Origin of the sequence: Pseudomonas abietaniphila, from assembly GCF_039697315.1 — a bacterium.
GTDB classification, from domain to species: Bacteria; Pseudomonadota; Gammaproteobacteria; order Pseudomonadales; family Pseudomonadaceae; genus Aquipseudomonas; species Aquipseudomonas abietaniphila_B.
The window spans coordinates 3,506,219-3,529,290 of the sequence record NZ_CP155619.1 but is presented as its reverse complement, the minus strand read 5'-3'; the positions used below and the strand labels follow the sequence as shown (position 1 = coordinate 3,529,290).

Genomic DNA, 23,072 nt, shown 5'->3' with positions numbered 1-23,072 from the left:
ATGCGCCGGCGGTTATTCTCATCAGCAATCGCACGCGTCTTTGGTGCGCCGTCGGGCACGGTGAACGCCTGCATTGAGCGCGGGCCTGCTGCGCTGCGGGAGTGGCTTGGATGAGTGAAAAACAAGACAAGATTCCTGAGATGGACGTACAGACCCTCGCCGGTGAGTACGTACTGGGGACCCTGAGCGCGCAGCAACGGGCTGAGGTGCAGCAACGCCTGCTGCACGACGAGGCGTTGCGCAAGGCCATAGACGGCTGGCGCTCGCGACTGCTGACGCTGACCGAAATGGCCGAACCGCCCACGCCCGCTCCCCGCCTGTGGCAGCGTATCGAGCGTAATCTGGGTGGGCTGCCGTTTGCCCAGAAGGCGGGGAAATCCCCGCGCAAGAAACGCCGCACCAGAACCTGGGACAACGCAGGCCTCTGGCGCATGCTGGCCTGCCTCGGTCTGGCGGCTTCGGTGATATTGACCACGCAACTGCTCGGGCAAGTTCCGACGCCCCCCGCATCGGCGTATCTATCGGTGCTTTCCACGCCAGACAGCAATCATCCCGGTTGGGTGGTTCAGGCCACCAATCTGCGCGGGATCAATCTGGTGCCTTTGGACACCTCTGACGTGCCGCCTCCGGGCAAGGTCTTGCAGTTTTGGACCCAGGCCGATGACTGGGAAGGCCCGATTTCTTTGGGGCTCGTCGCACCCGGTCAAACACTGAAAGTGCCGACCGACCGGTTGCCGCCGCTGCAACCCAATCAACTGTTCGAACTGTCGCTGGAAAAGGCCGGAGGCTCGCCGACCAACAAGCCGAGCGGGCCGATTCAGTTTGCGGGGCGGGCGGTCAAGGCGGGCTAAGACGACCCTTTGGGCCAACAACCGTTGAATGGGCGCTCACAGGTTGGACACCGGTGTGACTACCACTTCAGCACTCGTGGCCCCAGCAGCGCGCCGATCGCAGTGGACAGCAACAACCCCAGCAGATACCACACGCCCCAGAACGGAATTTCCATCTCCGGGCAATGAAGGCAATAGGCGATAGTCGCCAGCGAACCGGCAAGCAGCCCACCGCACGCGCCCGCCAGGCGGAGCCGGGTCGGCGCCATGCCGCGCAAGGCCCAGAAGATCGAGATAAAACCGGGGATCGCCAGAAGCGTGATGTTGAACGCACAGGTCCGCCAGGTTTTGCCGAAGATCATGGCCACTCGCGTGTCCGGCTCAGCTTGAAACAAGGCATAAAGGCCCGCCAGCCAGACCACCAGAACTCCGGCACTGACCACCCAGCGGCCCGAGCCTGCGCTCATGCCCGGCCTGGCCAGACGCGTGACCATCCACAGCGAACCGATGGCCAGGCACAGCGGCAACGCGACCTTTGCCCAGAACAGCGGGGTTCGGGTGATGATCGCCAAATCCGGTCGGGCACCAAAAACGGCGAGCGTCATCAGCAGCGAACCTAGCGCAGCCATGACCACGGCCAGGCTGAAGCGCTTGGCGAGCAGCCCGCGATCCACAGGCGCAATACCGCCAGCGAGCATCGAAATCAGGTCATCTGTTTTCATCGTGTACCTCGTATGCGCGCCGCCAGCGCCTTGAGGCCGCGATGCACGCCAATCTTGACGGCCGACTCGGAGAGCCCCGTCATCTTCGCTGTTTCGGTGACCGACAGGCCTTCCAGCTTCACGTGCATGATCGGCAAACGCTGACGGTCAGGCAGCTCGTTCAGCAACTTGCTCAGATCGCGACTGGCCTGAGCCGGCTCAAGCTCGGGTTCGGCGAACAGCTCGGCCGTGTCGTCCAGCGAATCGTTGAACACATCGCCCCGTGAACGGGCGCGGAAAAAGTCGGTGAGTTTATAGCGGGCAATGGCGAATACCCAGGCCGTCAGGGGCTGATCCGAGCGATACGTGTGGCGACCGTTATGGATCGCCAGTAATACCTCTTGAAGCAGATCCTCGATTTCACCTGGCTGGCGCTGCAGCCGCCCTCTCAAATACCCGCGCAAATGGGTACTCAACTCCGAGAGGAATGTTCGATACGCACGCCCATCCCCGTCCTGACTCGCCACGAACAGCGATTTCAGGTGCATTTCCCGGTTCTGCAAAGCCGCATTGTGCGTAGCGTGATCAGTAGTTCGGTCCATCGCTCGCCTTGGTTACACCTGCGGTGAAATATTTTTATGAAAGCTGGCGCAGTAGATGCCGAATGGTCGCGAGAAACAATTCAACTTTCTGTTACCGATTGCACCGTCGTAGGGCGCACGCCCCCAAAAGTAACAATCCTGCCCCGCGAGTAACGCTGCGGCATACAACCTTGCCTGCCCATCAATCTAGCTCAGCCCAGAGCAGACGCGCCTTTCCAGTGTTTTAACTCAAGCAATCGACGAGTTGGCCCTTTGGTTGCATATGCTTGTATGTACAAGTAAATATGAGTATGCAAGAGTACCGGCAGTGCCCCGCTTCGAGACACCGACAGCGGCACCCGATCTGCTAAACCCATATTCCGCCTGTTCGACACAGGCACCGTCAGCCCAGTGCCTGGGCCGGATTGATCATCGAGGATTGTGACGTGACTACTGACAACAAAACCCCAGCTCAGCAATGGACCAAACGCCGCGACGTGGAAATCCGTGCCGCCCGTGGTACCCAACTGACCGCCAAGAGCTGGCTGACCGAAGCGCCGCTGCGGATGTTGATGAACAACCTCGATCCGGAAGTCGCCGAGAACCCGAACGAACTGGTGGTCTACGGCGGTATCGGTCGTGCAGCGCGTAACTGGGAGTGCTACGACAAAATCGTTGAAAGCCTGACCCACCTGAACGACGACGAAACCCTGCTGGTGCAATCCGGCAAGCCGGTCGGCGTGTTCAAGACCCACAGCAATGCTCCCCGCGTGCTGATCGCCAACTCCAACCTGGTCCCGCACTGGGCAAGCTGGGAACACTTCAACGAGCTGGACGCCAAGGGCCTGGCCATGTATGGCCAGATGACCGCCGGCAGCTGGATCTACATCGGCAGCCAAGGCATCGTTCAGGGCACCTATGAAACCTTCGTCGAGGCAGGTCGCCAGCATTACAACGGCAGCCTGAAAGGCAAGTGGGTATTGACCGCAGGTCTGGGCGGCATGGGTGGCGCACAGCCTCTGGCCGCAACCCTGGCCGGCGCGTGCTCGCTGAACATCGAATGCCAGCAGAGCCGCATCGATTTCCGCCTGAAAAGCCGTTACGTCGATGAACAAGCCAACGACCTCGACGACGCGCTGGCCCGTATTGCCAAGTACACCGCCGAAGGCAAGGCGATCTCCGTCGCACTGCTGGGCAATGCGGCTGAAATCCTTCCCGAACTGGTCAAGCGTGGCGTGCGCCCGGACATGGTCACCGACCAGACCAGCGCCCACGACCCGCTCAACGGTTACCTGCCAGCCGGCTGGACCTGGGAGCAGTACCGCGACCGCGCCGCGACCGAACCGGCCGCTGTGGTCAAAGCCGCCAAGCAGTCGATGGCCAAACACGTTGAAGCGATGCTGGCGTTCCAGAAACAAGGCATCCCGACCTTCGACTACGGCAACAACATCCGTCAGATGGCCAAAGAAGAAGGCGTGAGTAACGCATTCGACTTCCCCGGCTTCGTCCCTGCTTACATCCGACCATTGTTCTGCCGTGGCATCGGTCCGTTCCGCTGGGCTGCGCTGTCGGGCAATCCGGAAGACATCTACAAGACCGACGCGAAGGTCAAGGAACTGATCCCGGACGACGCGCACCTGCACAACTGGCTGGACATGGCGCGCGAGCGCATCAGCTTCCAGGGTCTGCCGGCCCGTATTTGCTGGGTCGGTCTGGGCCAGCGCGCCAAGCTGGGCCTGGCGTTCAACGAAATGGTGCGTCGCGGTGAGCTGTCGGCACCGGTCGTGATCGGTCGTGACCACCTGGACTCCGGCTCGGTCGCCAGCCCGAACCGCGAAACCGAATCCATGCAGGATGGCTCCGACGCCGTGTCCGACTGGCCACTACTCAACGCCCTGCTCAATACCGCGAGCGGCGCGACATGGGTGTCGCTGCACCACGGCGGCGGCGTCGGCATGGGCTTCTCGCAGCACTCGGGCATGGTCATCGTCTGTGACGGCACCGACGAAGCGGCCGAACGCATCGCCCGCGTGCTGCACAACGACCCGGCGACCGGTGTCATGCGTCACGCCGACGCGGGCTACCAGATCGCGATCGACTGCGCCAAAGAGCAGGGCCTGAACCTGCCGATGATCAATAACTGATCGAATCCCACGGGTGTACGCACCACCTGTGGGAGCGAATTCATTCGCGATGCGACGGCACAACCGACAGAGATTTATCGGATGTACCGGCCAATCGCGAATGAATTCGCTCCCACTTGAGCTGGGTTCAGCAATGAGTCCTCCGTGGTTCGCACAGTTTTACTTGATGTCCTGCCCAGACTTTTGAGGATGTTTGAGATGGCTGTTCCAGATGATCGTGCTGCACCCTCTTCCGTGATCGAAAAGCGTTCGATCGACTACATTCCTGACGCGGAACGACATGGCCGTCTGTTCAGTCAATTCACCCTGTGGCTGGGCGCCAACCTGCAGATCACTGCGATTGTCACCGGGGCCCTGGCCGTGGTGTTGGGCGGCGATGTGTTCTGGTCGCTGATCGGGCTGTTCATCGGTCAGTTGCTGGGCGGTGGCGTCATGGCGCTGCACGCGGCGCAAGGCCCGAAACTGGGCTTGCCACAAATGATTTCCAGTCGAGTGCAATTTGGTGTCTACGGGGTCGTGATTCCGTTGGTGCTGGTGTGCCTCATGTACATCGGTTTTTCCGCCAGCGGCTCGTTGCTGGCCGGGCAAGCCGTCGCTCAACTGATTCAGGTTCCCGACTGGCAAGGCATCGTCATCTTCGCCGCCGCCATCGTCGTCCTGACCATCTTCGGCTACCGGGTCATCCACATGATCGGCCGGGTCGCCAGCATCATCGGCGTGATCGCGTTCATCTACCTGTTCGGCGCCCTGCTGGCCGGTAACGACGTCGGCGCGCTGCTGGGCAACAAACACTTTTCGCTGAGCAGCTTCCTGTTGGCGATTTCCCTCTCGGCCTCCTGGCAGATCGCGTTCGGCCCGTACGTCGCTGACTATTCGCGCTACCTGCCGCGCAGCACCTCGGCGAGCAAAACGTTCTGGGCGGTTGGCCTGGGTGCCGTGATCGGTGCCCAGGCGTCCATGGTGTTCGGTGTGTTCGCAGCGGCGCTGGCCGGCAAGAACTTCGCCCACCATGAGGTCTCGTACATCGTCGGCCTGGGCGGCACAGGCGCGGTCGCGGCAGCGCTGTATTTCAGCATCGCCTTCGGCAAGGTGACCATCACCACGCTCAACGCCTACGGCAGCTTCATGTCGATCGCCACCATCGTCAGCGGCTTCCGTGGCAACCGCCACATCTCCAGCGCACTGCGCCTGACCTACATCTTTGCGATGGTCGGCATCGCCACCGCGCTGGCGTTATTGGGCAAGGACTCATTCCTCAAGGATTTCTCGGCGTTCATCCTGTTCCTGCTGGCGTTCTTTACGCCGTGGAGCGCGATCAACCTCGTCGACTTCTACTGCATCACCAAAGAACGTTACGACATCCCGGCGCTCTCCAACCCGGATGGCCGTTACGGCCGCTGGAACTGGATCGGCATTGGCATCTACGTGATCGGCGTGTTGATTCAAATGCCGTTCATCTCGACCCATTTCTACACCGGTCCGCTGGTGGCCAGCCTGGACGATACCGACATCTCGTGGATCATCGGCCTGGTCGTACCTGCTGCGCTGTATTACGTCGCTGCGAAGAAATGGCCCGGCAAGATCGCTGACCGCTTGATTCTGCCGACCGAGCAGGACATGCCCGAGGCGAGCCACAACGTAGCACCGGCCCACGCGGCGGTGAACTGATCCACTGTCCTGAACATCTGTTAGAAACGCGACAAATGATCGGAAACCCAGCTGTCCACGCTGCCGTCGGGTCACCAGAACTGGCCAAGATCTTCCTCAAGGAACATCCTGATGTCGGGTGCCCGAGGGTCAGCGAAGACGCTGGAAAGAAGGTCGATGCGTCGTTGCAAGGCTGAGGGCTAACTACTGCAGGAGCGCGCTTGCCCGCGAAGACGGTGTGTCAAACATGAATTTATCGCCTGACACACCGCAATCGCGGGCAAGCGCGCTCCTACACGAACAGCGCTGCTCCCGACAACGGGCCCGCACCACCTAACAGACTAGAGACACGCTTATGTTCCCCGAAAGCTTCACGTTCTCCATTGCCGACTGGGTCAACGACTGGGTCGACAAGCTGGTCACCCACTACGGCGATGTGTTCCGGCACATCTCCGACACGTTGCTGTGGGCCATCGTCAAACTCGAAGGTCTGCTTCGCGTGGCGCCGTGGTGGGTGTTGCTGGCGATCGTCGGCCTCATTGCGTGGCACGCGACACGCAAAATAACCACCACCGTCATCATCATCGGCCTGCTGTTCCTGGTCGGCGCGGTCGGGCTGTGGGACAAGCTGATGCAGACGCTGGCGCTGATGCTGGTCGCCACGTTCATTTCGGTGCTCATCGGCGTGCCGTTGGGCATTCTTTCGGCTCGCAGCAACCGCTTGCGCTCGGTGCTGATGCCGCTGCTCGACATCATGCAGACCATGCCCAGCTTCGTGTACCTGATTCCGGTGCTGATGCTGTTCGGTCTGGGCAAGGTTCCGGCGATCTTCGCCACCGTGATTTACGCCGCACCGCCGCTGATCCGTCTGACCGATCTGGGGATTCGTCAGGTTGACGGCGAGGTCATGGAAGCGATTAACGCGTTTGGCGCCAATCGCTGGCAGCAACTGTTCGGCGTGCAGCTGCCGCTGGCTCTGCCGAGCATCATGGCCGGCATCAACCAGACCACCATGATGGCCCTGTCGATGGTGGTGATCGCTTCGATGATCGGCGCACGCGGTCTGGGCGAAGACGTGTTGATAGGGATTCAGACCCTCAACGTCGGTCGTGGGCTGGAGGCGGGTCTGGCCATTGTCATTCTGGCGGTCGTGATAGACCGGATCACGCAGGCCTACGGCCGTCCACGGCATGAGGCGAGCAAATGATGAGCGCAGAACCCAACAAGATCGTCGTCAAGAACGTCTACAAGATCTTCGGCAACCGCGCCAAAGAAGCGCTGGGGATGGTCCGGCAGAACCAGAGCAAGGATGAGGTGTTGGCCAAGACCGGTTGTGTGGTCGGCGTGAACGACCTGTCGCTGTCCATCGCCAGTGGCGAGATCTTCGTGATCATGGGCCTGTCCGGTTCCGGCAAATCCACGCTGGTGCGCCACATCAATCGTCTGATCGACCCCACCAGCGGCGAGATTCTGGTGGACGGCGAGAACATCCTGACCTACGACATGGAAGCGCTGCGCAACTTCCGTCGCCACAAGATCAGCATGGTGTTCCAGAGCTTCGGCCTGCTGCCGCACAAAACCGTGATGGATAACGTCGCCTACGGCCTGACGATACGCGGAGAGAGCAAGGCGCAGTGTGCCGAGCGCGCCCAACACTGGATCACCACCGTGGGCCTGAAGGGCTATGAAAAGAAGTACCCGCATCAACTGTCCGGCGGCATGCGCCAGCGGGTGGGTCTGGCCCGTGCACTGGCCGCCGACACCGACATCATTCTCATGGACGAAGCCTTCAGCGCCCTCGATCCCTTGATTCGTGCCGAAATGCAGGACCAGTTGCTGGAACTGCAATCGACATTGAAGAAAACCATTGTGTTCATCACCCACGACCTCGACGAAGCCGTGCGCATCGGCAACCGCATCGCCATCCTCAAGGACGGCCGGCTGATTCAGGTCGGAACCCCAAAAGAAATCCTCTACTCGCCTGCAGACGACTACGTTGATCGTTTCGTCCAGCGGCGCGTGGCGACCCTTTAAGGACGGTTGCAGTCATGTCGCGAGCAGAACAGATCATCATCGGCGATCGCCTGGTCACCTGGCAGGATGTCACCGCCGTGGCACGTCACGGCGCCACGTTGACCCTGTCGGAAAACGCCTGGGGGCGCATCGACAATGCGCAGGCCATCGTGCAGCGCATTGTCTCCAGCGGTGAGCGCGCGTACGGCGTCAACACCGGTCTCGGCGCGTTGTGCAACGTGTCGCTGGAGGGCGAGCAACTGAGTCGTCTCTCACGCAACACGCTGCTCAGCCATGCCTGCGGCGTGGGTACAGCGCTGCCCGATGAGCAGACCCGCGCGATCATCTGCGCCGCGATCATCAACTACGGCCAGGGCAAATCAGGGATTCACCGTCAGGTGGTCGAAGCGTTGATTGCGCTGCTCAACCATGGCATCACCCCGCAAGTGCCGTCTCAGGGTTCGGTGGGTTACCTCACGCACATGGCGCACATCGGCATCGCGCTGCTGGGCGTCGGCCAGGTGAGTTATCGCGGCCAGGTGATCTCCGCGCTGCAAGCCTTGAGCGAGGAAGGCCTGTCACCCGTTGAGCTGGGGGCCAAGGACGGTCTGTGCCTGGTCAACGGCACGCCGTGCATGACCGGCCTCAGTTGCCTGGCCATCGCCGACGTGAACCGCCTGATGCAGTGGGCGGACGTGATCAGCGCCATGACCTTCGAGGGCCTGCGCGGTCAGCTCGACGCTTTCGATGAGGAAATCATCGCGCTCAAACCGCATCCCGGCATGCAGCAAGTCGGCAAAAACCTGCGCGGTCTGCTGGCGGGCAGCGAAGTGCTCGCCAACAGCAAGGGCATTCGCACGCAGGACGCCTTGAGCATCCGCTCAATCCCGCAGGTCCACGGCGCGACCCGCGATCAGCTCACGCACGCCACGCGGCAGATCGAAACCGAGCTCAATTCGGCCACCGACAACCCATTGTTGCTGGGCACCCCGGACGCTTACCGCGTGGTATCTCAGGCGAACCCGCACGGTCAGTCCGTCGCGATGGCCGCCGACCTGCTGGCCATCGCCATGGCCGAACTGGGCTCGATTGCCGAACGACGTCTGGATCGCCTGATCAACCCGACCGTCAGCGGACTGCCGGCGTTTCTGGTGAGCCAGCCGGGCGTCAACTCCGGGATGATGATCGTGCAGTACGTCGCGGCCTCGCTGTGCGCAGAAAACCGCCAGATGGCGCAACCGGCGGTCATCGACAACTACGTCACCTCCGGCCTACAGGAAGATCACCTGAGCATGGGCACCAGCGCCGCCTTGAAACTGCATAAGGTGCTGGAAAACGTCACACAGATCCTCGCCATCGAGTACCTGCTGGCGGCTCAGGCGTTCGAGTTCTTCAAAGGCCCGCGCTTCGGCGTCGGCACCGAAGTGGCCTGGCGTCTTTTGCGCGAGCGCGTGCCGGCCTACGACGAAGACCGCTGGCTGGCGCCGGACATCGCCAGCAGCGTGACGCTGCTCAAGAACGAAGAGTCTTTGGAAACCGTATTTCAGGTCTGCCGCGATTACGCGCAGACCCACAACGACAACAACACCCGCCACAGTCGCAGCCCAGGCGCCACAAGCGCAGAACAGGCAGGAGCCAGTTCAAGGCTCACGACCGACATCAACGAAGGAGTAGCAGCATCGTGACCAATACCCAACAGGCGACCCCGCTGAACCTGATCCCCGGCCAGTTGACCCTGGCGCAACTGCGCGCGATCTATCAGCACCCTGTGACCCTCACGCTGGACGCCAGCGCCGATCAACAGATCGACAACAGCGTAGCGTGCGTCGAGCAGATCCTGGCCGAGAACCGCACGGCCTACGGCATCAACACCGGCTTCGGCCTGCTGGCCTCGACCCGCATCGCCAGCGCCGACCTGGAAAATCTTCAGCGCTCCCTGGTGCTGTCGCACGCAGCGGGCGTCGGTGCGCCCCTCAGCGACGATCTGGTCCGCTTGATCATGGTGCTCAAGGTCAACAGCCTGAGCCGTGGTTTCTCCGGCATCCGCCGTCAGGTCATCGACGCACTGATCGCTCTGATCAACGCCGAGGTGTACCCGCACATCCCGCTCAAGGGTTCGGTCGGTGCGTCCGGCGACCTGGCGCCACTGGCGCACATGTCGCTGGTGCTGCTGGGCGAAGGCAAGGCGCGTTACAAAGGCCAATGGCTGAATGCGGTGGAAGCACTGGCCGTCGCCGGTCTCACGCCGCTGACACTGGCGGCCAAGGAAGGTCTGGCGCTGCTCAACGGTACGCAAGTCTCGACCGCCTACGCGCTGCGTGGCCTGTTCGAAGGTGAAGACCTGTTCGCGGGCGCCTTGAGCTGCGGTGCCCTCACCGTCGAAGCCGTGCTCGGCTCGCGTGCACCGTTCGACCCGCGCATTCATGCCGCCCGTGGTCAGCGCGGTCAGATCGACGCCGCTGCCGCTTACCGTGACCTGCTGGGTGACGGCAGCGAAGTCTCCGAGTCCCATCGCGACTGCGACAAGGTTCAGGACCCGTACTCTCTGCGTTGCCAACCGCAGGTCATGGGCGCCTGCCTGACTCAGCTGCGTCAGGCGGCGGAAGTGCTGGCGATCGAATCCAACGCCGTGTCGGACAACCCGTTGGTGTTCGCGGCCGAAGGCGAAGTGATCTCGGGCGGTAACTTCCACGCCGAGCCTGTCGCCATGGCCGCAGACAACATCGCGCTGGCCATCGCTGAAATCGGCTCGCTGAGCGAACGCCGCATCTCGCTGATGATGGACAAGCACATGTCGCAATTGCCGCCGTTCCTGGTGGCCAACGGCGGCGTGAACTCCGGCTTCATGATCGCGCAGGTGACGGCAGCGGCCCTGGCCAGCGAAAACAAGGCACTGGCGCATCCGCACAGCGTCGACAGCCTGCCGACGTCGGCCAACCAGGAAGACCATGTGTCGATGGCCCCGGCTGCCGGCAAGCGCCTTTGGGAAATGGCAGAGAACACCCGAGGCGTGCTGGCTGTAGAATGGCTGGCTGCGTGTCAGGGCCTGGACCTGCGTAACGGCCTGAAGACCTCTCAAAAACTGGAAACGGCCCGCACCACCCTGCGCGGCAAAGTGCCGTTCTACGAAAAAGACCGCTTCTTCGCGCCAGACATCGAAGCTGCTACTGAACTGCTGGCTTCGAACTGCCTGAGCGAGCTGGTTTCTGCTGATCTGCTACCGAGTTTTTGATCGGTGACAGGCCAGGAGGGCCTGTCGATGGAATGAGGGTGAAGGCATGACGCTGTTCCTTTGTAGGAGCGCGCTTGCCCGCGATGGCGGTGGATCAGACATGAATGCATTGGCTGACACACCGCAATCGCGGGCAAGCGCGCTCCTACATGGACCTGTGTCTCACCTTCGTTTCACAGCAAAGAAAGACTAGGAAAGTGTGAAATGAAACCGCAAAACGCAACAGATCTGAAACGCGGGCTCAGTGCTCGTCACATTCGCTTCATGGCGCTGGGTTCGGCGATCGGCACCGGGCTGTTCTATGGCTCGGCCTCCGCCATCAAACTGGCGGGACCGGCGGTGCTGCTGGTCTACCTCATCGCGGGCGCCATGGTGTACATGGTCATGCGCGCACTCGGCGAAATGGCCGTTCGCAATCCGGTGTCTGGCTCTTTTGGCCAGTACGCCACGACGTATCTGGGTCCTCTGGCAGGCTTCGTCCTGGGCTGGACCTACGCCTTCGAGATGATCATCGTTTGCCTGGCCGACGTCACGGCCTTCGGCATTTACATGGGCTTTTGGTTTCCCGACGCCCCACGCTGGATCTGGGTGCTGGGCATCGTGTTCCTGATCGGCGCGCTCAACCTGTGCAGCGTCAAAGTCTTTGGCGAACTCGAATTCTGGCTTTCGCTGCTCAAGGTCGGCGCCATCATCGCGATGATCCTGGCCGGCTTCGGCATCATGCTGTTCGGCATCGGTTCGGCGTCTGGCGAATCTGTCAGCCATGTGAGCAATCTGTGGACCCAGGGCGGCTTCATGCCCAATGGCATCGGCGGCCTCGTGGCGTCGCTGGCGGTGGTCATGTTTGCCTTCGGCGGCATCGAAATCATTGGCGTCGCCGCCGGTGAAGCGCGCAATCCGGAGCGCGTGATTCCGCGCGCTATCAATGCTGTGCCGCTGCGTATTCTGCTGTTTTACGTGCTGACGTTGTTCGTGTTGATGTCACTGTATCCGTGGCACCAGATCGGCGATCAAGGCAGCCCGTTCGTCCAGATTTTCGACCATCTGGGGATTTCCTCCGCCGCGATCATCCTCAACATCGTGGTGATCTCCGCCGCCGTGTCGGCGATCAATAGCGACATCTTCGGCGCCGGACGCATGATGTACGGCCTGGCGAAACAGGGCCAGGCCCCCGCAGGTTTTGCGCAATTGTCGGCCAACGGCGTGCCGTGGATGACCGTGCTGGTGATGGGCGCCGCCCTGCTCTGCGGCGTGGTGTTGAACTACCTGATTCCGGAAAACGTGTTCCTGCTGATTGCGTCCATCGCGACCTTCGCCACGGTCTGGGTGTGGCTGATGATTCTGGTCACACAGATCGCAATGCGCCGTTCAATGAGCGCCGATGAAGTCGCGCAGCTCAAGTTCCCGGTGCCGTTCTGGCCGGTGGCGCCCATCGTGGCAACAGCGTTCATGGTGTTCGTGTTCGGCGTACTTGGGTATTTCCCCGACACCCAGGCCGCCCTCGTGGTCGGCGCCGTGTGGATCGTGCTGCTGGTGATTGCTTATTCGGTGTGGGTGAAGCCGGGCCAAGACAGAAGCAACCCCGAGGCGAAACGCCGATTCGCTGACTGACACACAGCCTGTGGGAGCGAATTCATTCGCGATGCGGTATTACATCCAATAGGTATCTATCGAATGTACAGGCCTCTCGCGAATGAATTCGCTCCCACAGGGTTCTGCGCATGGCGCGCAAAACACCATTTAAGACCCTGGGAGGTATTGATGAAAACGCTCTGGCAAAACTGTCACGTCGCAAGCATGGCGAACGGCGCCTATTCGATCATTGAGGATGCCGCCATCGTGACCGAAGGCGCGCACATCGTCTGGATCGGCCCGCGCGCTGAGGTGCCGGATCAGGGCGACATCAAAACCGTGGATTTGAATGGCGCCTGGGTCACACCCGGCCTGATCGACTGCCACACCCACACCGTGTTCGGCGGCAATCGCAGCGGTGAATTCGAGCAGCGTCTGCAGGGCGTCAGCTACGCAGAAATCGCGGCGGCGGGCGGCGGCATCGCCAGCACTGTGCGGGCCACCCGAGCCGCCAGTGAAGAAGATCTGTTCGCCAGCGCCAAGCGCCGTTTGCAGCAACTGCTCAAGGACGGCGTGACCACCGTGGAAATCAAATCCGGCTACGGTCTGGACCTCGCCAGCGAGCGCAAGATGCTCCGTGTCGCGCGCCAACTCGGCGAGCAACTGCCCGTCACGGTGCGCAACACCTGCCTTGCCGCTCACGCCCTGCCGCCGGAGTACAAGGATCGCGCCGACGATTACATCGCCCACATTTGCAGCGACATGCTGCCCGCACTGGCAGCGGAAAATCTGGTGGATGCGGTCGATGCCTTCTGCGAATACCTGGCGTTCTCGACCGAGCAGGTCGAGCAAGTGTTCATCACAGCAGGGCAACTCGGCCTGCCCGTGAAACTGCACGCCGAGCAATTGTCATCGATGCACGGGTCGAGTCTGGCGGCGCGTTATCAAGCGCTGTCCGCTGATCACCTGGAGTTCATGACCGAAGAAGACGCCATCGCCATGGCGGCCTCTGACACAGTGGCCGTGCTGTTGCCGGGCGCCTTTTATTTCCTGCGGGAAACACAGCTGCCGCCGATGGACGCCTTGCGCAAGCACGGCGTGAAAATCGCCATCGCCACCGACCTCAACCCCGGCACCTCGCCGGGCCTGTCACTGCGACTGATGCTGAACATGGCCTGCACGCTGTTCCGCATGACGCCCGAGGAAGCACTGGCCGGCGCCACGATCCACGCCGCCCAGGCATTGGGCATGGCCGACACCCATGGCTCGCTGGAAGCCGGCAAGGTCGCGGACTTTGTTGCCTGGAACATCGAGCGGCCGGCCGATCTGGCGTACTGGCTCGGTGGAGACATTGAGAAACGCGTCGTGCGTCACGGCGTCGAGAGCACTTTTTAATCGGGAGACTACTGTGGATAAGGTTCTGAGTTTCACTCGCGGTCGTGTACCGCTGTTGATCAGCATGCCGCACCCTGGCCTGAACCTGACGCCGACCGTGCGTGAAGGCCTGGTCGACGAGGCCGTGAGCTTGCCGGACACCGACTGGCATATCCCGCGCCTCTACGACTTCGCGCATGACCTGGGCGCCAGCGTGTTGAGCGCCGAATATTCGCGCTTCGTGATCGACCTCAATCGCCCGTCCGACGACACGCCGCTGTACGCCGGCGCCACCACCGGGCTGTACCCGTCGACGCTGTTCGAGGGCGATCCGTTATTCAAGGAAGGCAAAACGCCGAGCAAGGAAGAACGCGCGACCTATCTGGAGCAGATCTGGACGCCGTACCACGACACGCTGCGTAACGAGCTGGAGCGCCTGCGCGACGAATTCGGCTATGCCCTGCTGTTTGATGCCCATTCGATTCGCGGGCACATCCCGCACCTGTTCGAAGGCCGCCTGCCAGACTTCAACCTCGGCACCTTCAACGGCGCCAGTTGCGACGAGTCGCTGGCTCATCGCCTGGAAGCCACCTGCGCCGCCGCCAAGCTCTACAGCCATGTGCTGAACGGGCGCTTCAAGGGCGGCCACATCACCCGTCATTACGGCAACCCGGCCGAACACATCCACGCCGTGCAACTGGAACTGACGCAGAGCACGTACATGGAGGAGTTCGTACCCTTCCACTACCGCGCGGACCTGGCAGAGCCAACTCGCGCGGTACTGAAGGCGTTGCTGGAAAACATGATCGCCTGGGGACGCGAGAAATACGGGAAGTGACGGGATGATCGTGCCCACGCGGAGCGTGGGCACGATCAAGTTTTTAGAGCAGTCCACTCTGTGGGAGCTCCGAACACACGTTCGTGCGTCAACGCGGATCCTGTGGGAGACGTCCGAGTTTACGAGGGCAGCGAAGGCGGTGTGTCAGTCACTGCAGCGGTGACCGGTCAAATGCATTCGCGAGCGAGCTCGCTCCCACAGGTCTGAGGTCCGAACACACGTTCGTGCGTCAACCCGGATCCTGTGGGAGACGTCCGAGTTTACGAGGGCAGCGAAGGCGGTGTGTCAGTCATTGTGGAGGGTGCTGACCCACCACATTTGCCAGCAAGCCGGCGTACAGTGCGGCGTATCCCCATAGGCGGGATCGCTTACTTCCTCAACAACCGCAACCCGTTGAACACCACCAGCAGGCTCACGCCCATATCCGCAAACACCGCCATCCACATGGTCGCCACGCCCGCAAAGGTCACGGCCAGGAAGATCACTTTAATCACCAGCGCCAGCGCGATGTTCTGCTTGAGCACCGCCGAGGTGTCTCGCGACAGGCGGATGAACGCCGGAATCTTGCGTAAATCATCGTCCATCAAGGCGACATCAGCGGTTTCGATCGCCGTGTCAGTCCCGGCCGCCGCCATGGCAAAACCGATCTCCGCACGCGCCAGCGCCGGTGCATCGTTGATCCCGTCTCCGACCATGCCGACACGGTGATTCTTCGCGTAAAGATCCTCGATGGCTTGCAGCTTGTCGGTCGGCAGCAGGTTGCCGTGCGCCTGATCGATGCCGACCTGCGCCGCGATCGCTTTGGCGGTGTGCGGGTTATCGCCCGTGAGCATCACGGTTTTCACGCCCAGCGCATGCAGTTGCGCGATAGCTTCGCGGCTGCTGTCCTTGACGGTGTCGGCAACCGCAAAGAGCGCCAGCGGACCTGTCTCGTCAAACAGCAACACCACCGTTTTGCCCTGGCTTTCCAGCGCTTCGAGACGCGCCTCAAGCTCAGGCGAACACAGCCCTGACTCATGCACCAGACGGTGGTTGCCCAAGTGGTACAACCGCCCTTCGACTTCACCTTTCATGCCGCGTCCGCTGAGCGCTTCGAACGCTTCAACCTGCAGATGCACGTCCAACCGGGCCGACGTTGCGATGGCCTGAGAAACCGGGTGATCGGAGCGCCCCGCCAGGCTTGCCGAGATCGCAACGGCCTTTTCGCCGAACGACTCATCGAGCAACACGTAATCGGTCTGAACCGGCTTGCCATGGGTAATGGTCCCGGTCTTGTCCAGCGCCAGGTAATCGAGCTTGTGGCCCATTTCGAGGTAGACGCCGCCCTTCACCAGAATCCCTTTGCGTGCCGCAGCGGCCAGGCCGCTGACAATGCTCACCGGTGTAGAAATCACCAGCGCACACGGACACGCCACCACCAGCAACACCAGCGCCCGATAGATCCAGTCAAACCAGGCCGCGCCCATGAACAGCGGCGGAATGACGGCCACGGCCAAGGCCAGCAAGAACACGGCAGGTGTGTAGATTTTCGAAAAGCTGTCGACGAAACGCTGTGTCGGCGCACGCGCGCCTTGAGCGGCTTCGACCGCATGAATGATCCGCGCCAGCGTCGAGTTGTTCGCCGCCGCCGTCACTTTGTACTCCAGGGAGCCGGCCTGGTTGATGGTGCCCGCGAACACCTTGTCGCCCACGGCTTTTTCCACCGGCAGGCTTTCCCCAGTGATCGGCGCCTGGTCGATCGTCGACTGACCTGACACCACCTCACCGTCCAGACCGATGCGCTCACCCGGCTTGACCCGCACAACGCTGCCGAGCGCAATCTGTTTGACCTCGACTTCAACCCACTGTCCGTCCTGTTGCACGGTCGCGGTTTCAGGCGTCAGCTGCATCAGACCGCCAATGGCGTTACGGGCGCGATCAAGGGATTTGGCCTCAATCAATTCCGCCACGGTGAACAGGAACATCACCATCGCCGCTTCCGGCCATTGCCCGATCAGCACGGCACCGGTGACGGCAATGCTCATCAGCGCATTGATGTTCAGGTTGAAGTTCTTGAGCGCAATCCAGCCTTTTTTGTAGGTGGTCAAGCCGCCGCTGAGGATGGCGACCAGAGCAACGATTGCCACCACCCAGTTCGGGGCGGCATCGGTGAAGTGAATGACCTCGGCCGCCACGGCCATGACACCCGACAACGCCAACGGCCACCAAGGCTTTTTCGGCGCTGGCAGCGACACGGTTTCACTGTCGGCGCCCTGCTCGATCACATCAGCCTGCATGCCCAACGAGCCGATGGCCTCGCGGATGGGGTCGGTCGACGGCAACTCATGCCAGACGCCGAGCACGCGGTTGATCAGGTTGAATTCCAGCTTCTGAATGCCGGGCATCTTGCCCAGCTTGTTCTGGATCAACGTCTGCTCGGTCGGGCAGTCCATGGCTTCGATGCGGAAACTGCTCAGCTGCGCGCTATCCGTGGAGCCGCTGCCAACCGTCACGACGGCCGGAGCGCTGTCGTGGGAGCAGCAGGAATGAGCCTGGTGCTCGTGCTTGCCCACGGGGGTGAATTTTGCCGGAGCCGAATGATCGTGAGCTGCGTGGTCATGACCTGCGTGATCGTCATGCCCATGGGCCGAGTGATCGTGGCCAGCATGGTCAGGATCTGAATGCGCGTGATTAACCGGGCGCTGAGGCGAATGTTTGTGTACAGAGTCACTCATGGGTTGAGTCTCTAAAGGTGCGTGTTGCCAAGTGAACACCCTGTAGCCACTATAGGGTCAAGACACAATTTGAGATCGATGACCATGAATGCGTCTTTCAAGATCGGCGAACTGGCCAGACTCACCGACTGCCCGGTGGAAACCATTCGCTATTACGAGCGCGAGGGGTTATTGGCTGAGCCTGCCCGCAGCGAGGGCAATTATCGGCTGTACACACAAGAACACGTCGAGCGCCTGACGTTCATTCGTAATTGCCGCAGCCTGGACATGACCCTCGATGAAATCCGCAGCCTGCTGACCTTGCGCGACAGCCCGCAGGATCAGTGCGAGAACGTGAATGCGCTGATCGACGAGCACATCCAGCACGTCAGCGCGCGCATCGCCAGCTTGCAAGCGTTGCAGGAACAGTTGGTCGATCTGCGCCAGCGTTGCAGTGAAGGTGCGCCGGATCATTGCGGGATTCTGGATCGGCTGGAAGTGAGCGGCAGCGTGGTGACGCCCGAGGTTGAGCATTCCCATGTGGGTCGTAGCCACGGGCATTGATCAAGCGATCCATTGTAGGAGCGCGCTTGCCCGCGATAAGGGTCTGCCCGTCGACATATTCGTCACTGACACTCCCCCATCGCGGGCAAGCGCGCTCCTACAGTGGACGCGTCAACCTGCGGAAACGAAAACGCCCCCGATCTGTATGTCAGATCGGGGGCGCTGTTTTAACGGTGATCAACCGTGATGAATGCGCTCAACCGCTTCCGTCACGCCCGCACCGTACGCGGCATCCGCCAGGGTGCAGTGCTTGATGTGCAACTGAATGATCGGAGCCGACACACCGCGCAGTGAGCGTGCGGTGTTGTCGAACAGCGACTGTTTCTCTGTCGGGCTCATGTTGCGGAACAGGTTGCCCGCCTGCGAGAAGTAGTCGTCATCCACACGGTGATTCCAGTGACCTGCCGCGCCTTCGATGGACAGCGGTGGCTCTCTGAAGTCAGGCTGTTCCACGAACGCGCCTTTGGTGTTCGGCTCGTACGAGGTCATGCCGCCGCGGTTACCGTCGATCCGCATCACGCCATCGCGGTGGTAGCTGTTCACGTGCAAGGCGGCCCGTGGCGAGTTCACCGGGATCTGGTGGAAGTTAACGGTCAAACGGTAGCGCTGAGCATCACCGTAGGAGAACAACCGGCCTTGCAGCATTTTGTCTGGCGAGAAGCTGATGCCGGGCACAACGCTGGAAGGCGCGAAGGCGGCCTGTTCGACGTCGGCAAAGTTGTTTTCCGGGTTGCGGTTCAGCTCGAACACACCCACTTCGATCAGCGGGTAGTCAGCCTTCGGCCAGACCTTGGTCAGGTCGAACGGGTTGATGTGATACGAGCCTGCTTCCTTCTCCGGCATGATCTGCACGAACAGTTTCCAACGCGGGAAGTTACCGCTCTCGATGTTCTCGTACAGGTCACGGTGGTGCGACTCACGGTCACGACCCACCAGATCCTGCGCTTCGGCGTCGCTCAGGTTGGCGATGCCTTGCTGGGACACGAAGTGGAATTTCACCCAGAAGCGCTCATGCTGGGCATTCAGGAAGCTGTAGGTGTGGCTGCCGAAACCATGCATCTCACGGTAGCTGCGCGGAATACCGCGCTCACTCATGACCACCGTGACCTGGTGGAACGACTCAGGCAGTTGAGTCCAGAAGTCCCAGTTGTTCTCGGCGCTGCGCATGCCGGTGCGCGGATCGCGTTTGACGGCGTGGTTCAGGTCCGGGAATTTCAGCGGATCACGCAGGAAAAACACTGGCGTGTTGTTGCCGACCAGGTCCCAGTTGCCTTCTTCGGTGTAGAACTTCAGGGCGAAACCACGGATGTCGCGTTCGGCGTCAGCCGCGCCACGCTCACCGGCAACGGTAGAGAAGCGGGCGAACATTTCAGTCTGCTTGCCGATCTGCGAGAAGAGTTTCGCACGGGTGTATTGAGTGATGTCGTGGGTCACCGTGAAGGTGCCGAATGCGCCCGAGCCTTTGGCGTGCATGCGGCGCTCCGGGATCACTTCACGATCAAAGTGAGCCAGTTTTTCCAGGAACCAGACATCCTGCAGCAGCGCCGGGCCATTCGGGCCGGCGGTCTGGATGTTCTGGTTATCGACTACGGGGGCGCCGAATGCGGTCGTCAGTTTGTTGCTCATGCGCGTGTCTCCACAGGTAATCACTGTTGGGGCGACCTCTGTTGAAGCCGACCTTTGTCTGTCCGATGGAGAGAACGATAAGCAAAACCCGGCGCATACGCTCATTGTGAGTCCGCACTGGGTGAATAGAGGAATTCAATCGGTTATTTATTGATCGATAGCGTGCAGTGATGACGCTGCCGCAATGTAGGCGCGCGCTTGCCCGCGAAAAAAACGATGCGGTCCCTCAGACAGAACTCGTCATCGTTCATCGCGGGCAAGCGCGCTCCTACAGGTAGAGAGGCTTAAATCTGGTTGCGATGGTATCCATGCGGTACGCCGCCTTTGGACAGGACCCACTGCCAAAGCTGGATGTCCCGCGCGCGGAAGGCCCCGGCGCAAGACAGCAGGTAATAACGCCACATGCGGAAGAAGCGCTGGCCCAGTTGCGCCTCGAACTGCGGCCAGGCTTTCATGAAGTTGTCGTGCCAGGCCATCAGTGTCTTGTCGTAATCGGACCCGAAGTTGTGTAAGTCTTCGACGACAAACAACCCGTCCATGGCATCGCCCATCTGACCGATCGAAGGCAGGTCGCCGTTGGGGAATATATATTTGTCGATCCACGGATCCGGATAGGAGTTTCGCTGGTTCTTGCCGATGGTGTGCAGCAGGAACAATCCACCCGGTTTCAAACAGCGGTGGGCCAGCTCCATGTATTCACGATGGTTCTTGCGACCTACGTGCTCAAACATGCCGACGCTGGCGATGGCATCGAACTGCTCGTCCAGTTCACGATAGTCCTGGAAGCGGAACTCCAGTGGCAGGTCCTTGTAGCGCTCTTTGGCCCACGCGATCTGCTCCTTGGAAATGCTCACGCCCACCGCTTCGACACCGTAGTGTTCGGCGGCATAACTCATGAAGCTTCCCCAACCACAACCGATGTCCAACACCCGCATACCCGGCTTCAATTGAAGTTTGCGGCATATCAGGTCCAGCTTGGCCGCTTGAGCTTCTTCAAGATTGCTCGCGTTCTCCCAATACCCACAGGTGTAGGTCATTCGCGAATCGAGCATCGTTGAATAGAATTCGTTGCCAAGGTCGTAATGCACTTCGCCGACCGTTTTGGAGCGCTTGATGTTCTGGCGGTTCATGAACTTCGCCATCAGCGCATACAACACCAGGCGCACGGGTTTCACATCGTCGGTCATTCCGGTCTTGAGCAACCGGTGGAAAAACTCGTCCAGATGTTCGCTGTCCCACTGGCCATCCATGTAGGCCTCGCCCAGCCCCAGATTCCCTTGCGCAAACGCCCTTTCGATAACCCCTGGGCCGTTGAAGCGGATATCCGAAGGGGCCGATCCATTAATCTGAATGCCTGCTTCGTTGAGTATCCGTGCGGCGGTGCGATAAAGCCCGGAGGTGTGGTCGGAGAAGGTGTCAGTGCTGAAGTTCGTCGTGGTCATGGATAGCTATTTCCAAACGCGTGTCAGGCTAAAGACTTATGGGTAAGCCCCGACTATAGAACAAACATTCCAGCGATTTAAACTCGATAGTTTCAATCTGTAGATTGAAAATATCTATCAAGACAATTTTGTTTACTGCCTTGCAAAACAGTTATTACGTAACTGCAACAATACAAACTTCCAAGTCCCTATATAAACCGGGCAAACGTAAGTTCGTACCGGTTAGAACATAGAAGGTTTGTGCGGTTTTATACGTAATCTGGAATCCCAGAAAGCCTTCTCCGCGGGAAGTGCACCGCAAGCATCAAACCGCCGCGATCCCTGTCGGAGCAGTCCGAGGTTACGAGGGCCGCGAAGAGGCCGGTACTGTCAACGCACTTCTGGCGGGTGATAGACCGCATTCGCCACCGTCGTAACCTGCTGCAGCTCCCACAAGGTTTGTGCCGGGCAGCCACCATCGCGTCACGCGATCCCTGTAGGAGCAGTCCGAGGTTACGAGGGCCGCGAAGAGGCCAGTACGGTCAACGCACTTCTGGCGGGTGATAGACCTCATCCGCCACCGTCGTAACCTCCTGCAGCTCCCACAAGGTTTGTGCCGGTCAGCACCCACGGCATTACGCGATCTTTGTAGGAGCAGTCCGAGGTTACGAGGGCCGCGAAGAGGCCGGTACGGTCAACGTACTTCTGGCGGGTGATAGACCTCATTCGCCACCGTCGTAACCTCCTGCAGCTCCCACAAGGTTTGTGCCGGGCAGCACCCACGGCATTACGCGATCCCTGTAGGAGCAGTCCGAGGTTACGAGGGCCGCGAAGAGGCCGGTACGATCAACGCACTTCTGGCGGGTGATAGACCGCATTCGCCACCATCGTAACCTCCTGCAGCTCCCACAAGGTTTGTGCCGGGCAGCACCCACGGCATTAGCGATCTTTGTAGGAGCAAGCCGAGGTTACGAGCATTCGACTTAAACCGCCACAGGTGCCTTGATGCTTGGGTCTGCGTCGTAGCCCACAATTTCGAAATCTTCGAAACGGTAGTCGTAAATGCTTTCCGGGCGACGGTTGATCTTCAACTGCGGCAGCTTTTTCGGCGTGCGGGTCAGTTGGGTCGCAATCTGCTCTTCGTGGTTCGAATACGCATGGGTGTCACCCAGGCTCACGATGATCTCGTGCGGAATCAGGTCGCATTGCTGGGCCAGCATGTGGGTCAGCAGCGCCAGTGCGGCGATGTTGTACGGCAGGCCGAGGAACACGTCGGAGCTGCGGATATACAACTGCATGGACAGCTTGCCGTCGGCGACGAACGCCTGGTACAGCAGGTGACACACCGCCAGCGCCTGACGCCCGGCCTTCACGTTCTCCTGCGGCGAAAGCTTCTCATCCGGCAGGTACTCGGTGTTCCAGCCGTGGAACAGAATGCGTCGGCTGTTCGGGTTGTTTTTCAGGCAGTCGACCATGTAGTCGATCTGGTTGATCTTGCCGCCGTCCTTGGTTGGCCAGCCGGTCCATTGCGCACCGTACACCGGGCCCAGATCGCCGTCTTCGGTCGCCCACTCGTCCCAGATGGTGACGCCGTTTTCGTTGAGCCATTTGGTGTTGGTGTTGCCGCTGAGCATCCAGATGAGCTCATTGGCGATGCTCTTGAAGTGCAGCTTCTTGGTGGTCAGCAGCGGGAAACCGTCGGCCAGGTTATGGCGGATCTGACGGCCGAACACAGCGGTGGTGCCAGTGCCGGTGCGGTCGCCTTTACGCGTCCCGTTGGCGATGACGTCCTGTAACAGCTCAAGGTATTGCTTCATGCCCAAAGGCCCTCTGTAT

At 60.7% G+C, this 23,072-nt stretch carries 17 protein-coding genes; 11 read left to right on the top strand and 6 right to left on the bottom strand.

From position 1 onward, the window contains the following. Nucleotides 1-110 precede the first annotated feature (110 nt). Nucleotides 111-851 (top strand): anti-sigma factor, encoded by a 741-nt coding sequence (locus ABDX87_RS15765; RefSeq protein WP_346828721.1) that lies wholly within the window; start codon nt 111-113, stop codon nt 849-851. A 59-nt stretch (nt 852-910) separates the two neighbouring features. Here ABDX87_RS15765 and ABDX87_RS15760 read toward each other — a convergent pair whose 3' ends face one another. Both ABDX87_RS15760 and ABDX87_RS15755 read right to left on the bottom strand, forming a co-directional pair. Continuing rightward, nucleotides 911-1,552, bottom strand: a complete 642-nt coding sequence (locus tag ABDX87_RS15760) for a DUF1109 domain-containing protein (RefSeq protein ID WP_346828720.1) — start codon at nt 1,550-1,552, stop codon at nt 911-913. Further along, nucleotides 1,549-2,133, bottom strand: coding sequence for a sigma-70 family RNA polymerase sigma factor (locus ABDX87_RS15755; RefSeq protein WP_346828719.1), 585 nt, complete (start codon nt 2,131-2,133; stop codon nt 1,549-1,551). Before ABDX87_RS15755 ends, ABDX87_RS15760 begins: the two co-directional genes overlap by 4 nt. A 425-nt stretch (nt 2,134-2,558) precedes the next feature. On the opposite strand from ABDX87_RS15755, the gene hutU reads away from it, so the two are divergent. The 9 genes from hutU (at nt 2,559) to hutG (ending at nt 14,932) form a co-directional block, all read left to right on the top strand. Beyond that, nucleotides 2,559-4,256, top strand: coding sequence for a urocanate hydratase (gene hutU / locus ABDX87_RS15750; protein ID WP_346828718.1), 1,698 nt, complete (start codon nt 2,559-2,561; stop codon nt 4,254-4,256). Between the two features lie 198 nt (nt 4,257-4,454). Continuing rightward, complete coding sequence (locus ABDX87_RS15745; protein ID WP_346828717.1) at nt 4,455-5,924, top strand: purine-cytosine permease family protein; 1,470 nt, start codon at nt 4,455-4,457, stop codon at nt 5,922-5,924. Nucleotides 5,925-6,258: 334 nt separating this feature from the next. Further along, nucleotides 6,259-7,110 carry an ABC transporter permease gene (locus ABDX87_RS15735; protein WP_346828716.1) on the top strand — a complete coding sequence of 284 codons (852 nt, stop codon included), beginning with the start codon at nt 6,259-6,261 and terminating at the stop codon, nt 7,108-7,110. Next, nucleotides 7,107-7,937 carry a quaternary amine ABC transporter ATP-binding protein gene (locus ABDX87_RS15730; RefSeq protein ID WP_346828715.1) on the top strand — a complete coding sequence of 277 codons (831 nt, stop codon included), beginning with the start codon at nt 7,107-7,109 and terminating at the stop codon, nt 7,935-7,937. Before ABDX87_RS15735 ends, ABDX87_RS15730 begins: the two co-directional genes overlap by 4 nt. Before the next feature lie 14 nt (nt 7,938-7,951). Continuing rightward, entirely contained in the window at nt 7,952-9,601 is a 1,650-nt protein-coding gene (hutH, locus tag ABDX87_RS15725) for a histidine ammonia-lyase (protein ID WP_346828714.1), read from the top strand. After that, a complete protein-coding gene (hutH, locus tag ABDX87_RS15720) occupies nt 9,598-11,148 on the top strand; it encodes a histidine ammonia-lyase (RefSeq protein WP_431061152.1) in 1,551 nt (516 codons plus the stop codon). Before hutH (ABDX87_RS15725) ends, hutH (ABDX87_RS15720) begins: the two co-directional genes overlap by 4 nt. 204 nt (nt 11,149-11,352) lie before the next feature. Next, the gene (locus ABDX87_RS15715; RefSeq protein ID WP_346828713.1) at nt 11,353-12,759 is read left to right on the top strand and encodes an amino acid permease; all 1,407 of its coding nucleotides are present in this window, start codon (nt 11,353-11,355) and stop codon (nt 12,757-12,759) included. Between the two features lie 150 nt (nt 12,760-12,909). Continuing rightward, nucleotides 12,910-14,115 carry an imidazolonepropionase gene (gene hutI / locus ABDX87_RS15710; RefSeq protein WP_346828712.1) on the top strand — a complete coding sequence of 402 codons (1,206 nt, stop codon included), beginning with the start codon at nt 12,910-12,912 and terminating at the stop codon, nt 14,113-14,115. 13 nt (nt 14,116-14,128) lie between these two features. Then, a complete protein-coding gene (gene hutG / locus ABDX87_RS15705) occupies nt 14,129-14,932 on the top strand; it encodes an N-formylglutamate deformylase (RefSeq protein WP_346828711.1) in 804 nt (267 codons plus the stop codon). Nucleotides 14,933-15,300: 368 nt separating this feature from the next. Here hutG and ABDX87_RS15700 read toward each other — a convergent pair whose 3' ends face one another. Then, nucleotides 15,301-17,646 (bottom strand): heavy metal translocating P-type ATPase, encoded by a 2,346-nt coding sequence (locus ABDX87_RS15700; protein WP_346828709.1) that lies wholly within the window; start codon nt 17,644-17,646, stop codon nt 15,301-15,303. An 84-nt stretch (nt 17,647-17,730) separates the two neighbouring features. Between ABDX87_RS15700 and cadR the strand changes: the two genes are divergently transcribed. Then, nucleotides 17,731-18,189 (top strand): Cd(II)/Pb(II)-responsive transcriptional regulator, encoded by a 459-nt coding sequence (gene cadR, locus ABDX87_RS15695; RefSeq protein WP_346828708.1) that lies wholly within the window; start codon nt 17,731-17,733, stop codon nt 18,187-18,189. A 177-nt stretch (nt 18,190-18,366) separates the two neighbouring features. Here cadR and ABDX87_RS15690 read toward each other — a convergent pair whose 3' ends face one another. The 3 genes from ABDX87_RS15690 to ABDX87_RS15680 form a co-directional block, all read right to left on the bottom strand. Next, nucleotides 18,367-19,815, bottom strand: coding sequence for a catalase (locus tag ABDX87_RS15690; protein ID WP_346828707.1), 1,449 nt, complete (start codon nt 19,813-19,815; stop codon nt 18,367-18,369). Between the two features lie 284 nt (nt 19,816-20,099). After that, nucleotides 20,100-21,257: a cyclopropane fatty acyl phospholipid synthase gene (cfa, locus tag ABDX87_RS15685; protein WP_346828706.1), complete on the bottom strand. Its 1,158-nt coding sequence runs from the start codon at nt 21,255-21,257 to the stop codon at nt 20,100-20,102. 962 nt (nt 21,258-22,219) lie between these two features. Then, entirely contained in the window at nt 22,220-23,053 is an 834-nt protein-coding gene (locus ABDX87_RS15680; RefSeq protein ID WP_346828705.1) for a thymidylate synthase, read from the bottom strand. Nucleotides 23,054-23,072: the final 19 nt, after the last annotated feature.

What these genes read in the sequence shown, in the direction of transcription:
- ABDX87_RS15765 (WP_346828721.1), top strand. Translation starts at nt 111, where the DNA reads ATGAGTGAAAAACAAGACAAGATTCCTGAGATGGACGTACAGACCCTC.
- ABDX87_RS15760 (WP_346828720.1), bottom strand. Translation starts at nt 1,552, where the DNA reads ATGAAAACAGATGACCTGATTTCGATGCTCGCTGGCGGTATTGCGCCT.
- ABDX87_RS15755 (WP_346828719.1), bottom strand. Translation starts at nt 2,133, where the DNA reads ATGGACCGAACTACTGATCACGCTACGCACAATGCGGCTTTGCAGAAC.
- ABDX87_RS15745 (WP_346828717.1), top strand. Translation starts at nt 4,455, where the DNA reads ATGGCTGTTCCAGATGATCGTGCTGCACCCTCTTCCGTGATCGAAAAG.
- ABDX87_RS15735 (WP_346828716.1), top strand. Translation starts at nt 6,259, where the DNA reads ATGTTCCCCGAAAGCTTCACGTTCTCCATTGCCGACTGGGTCAACGAC.
- ABDX87_RS15730 (WP_346828715.1), top strand. Translation starts at nt 7,107, where the DNA reads ATGATGAGCGCAGAACCCAACAAGATCGTCGTCAAGAACGTCTACAAG.
- hutH (WP_346828714.1), top strand. Translation starts at nt 7,952, where the DNA reads ATGTCGCGAGCAGAACAGATCATCATCGGCGATCGCCTGGTCACCTGG.
- ABDX87_RS15715 (WP_346828713.1), top strand. Translation starts at nt 11,353, where the DNA reads ATGAAACCGCAAAACGCAACAGATCTGAAACGCGGGCTCAGTGCTCGT.
- hutI (WP_346828712.1), top strand. Translation starts at nt 12,910, where the DNA reads ATGAAAACGCTCTGGCAAAACTGTCACGTCGCAAGCATGGCGAACGGC.
- ABDX87_RS15700 (WP_346828709.1), bottom strand. Translation starts at nt 17,646, where the DNA reads ATGAGTGACTCTGTACACAAACATTCGCCTCAGCGCCCGGTTAATCAC.
- cadR (WP_346828708.1), top strand. Translation starts at nt 17,731, where the DNA reads ATGAATGCGTCTTTCAAGATCGGCGAACTGGCCAGACTCACCGACTGC.
- ABDX87_RS15690 (WP_346828707.1), bottom strand. Translation starts at nt 19,815, where the DNA reads ATGAGCAACAAACTGACGACCGCATTCGGCGCCCCCGTAGTCGATAAC.
- cfa (WP_346828706.1), bottom strand. Translation starts at nt 21,257, where the DNA reads ATGACCACGACGAACTTCAGCACTGACACCTTCTCCGACCACACCTCC.
- ABDX87_RS15680 (WP_346828705.1), bottom strand. Translation starts at nt 23,053, where the DNA reads ATGAAGCAATACCTTGAGCTGTTACAGGACGTCATCGCCAACGGGACG.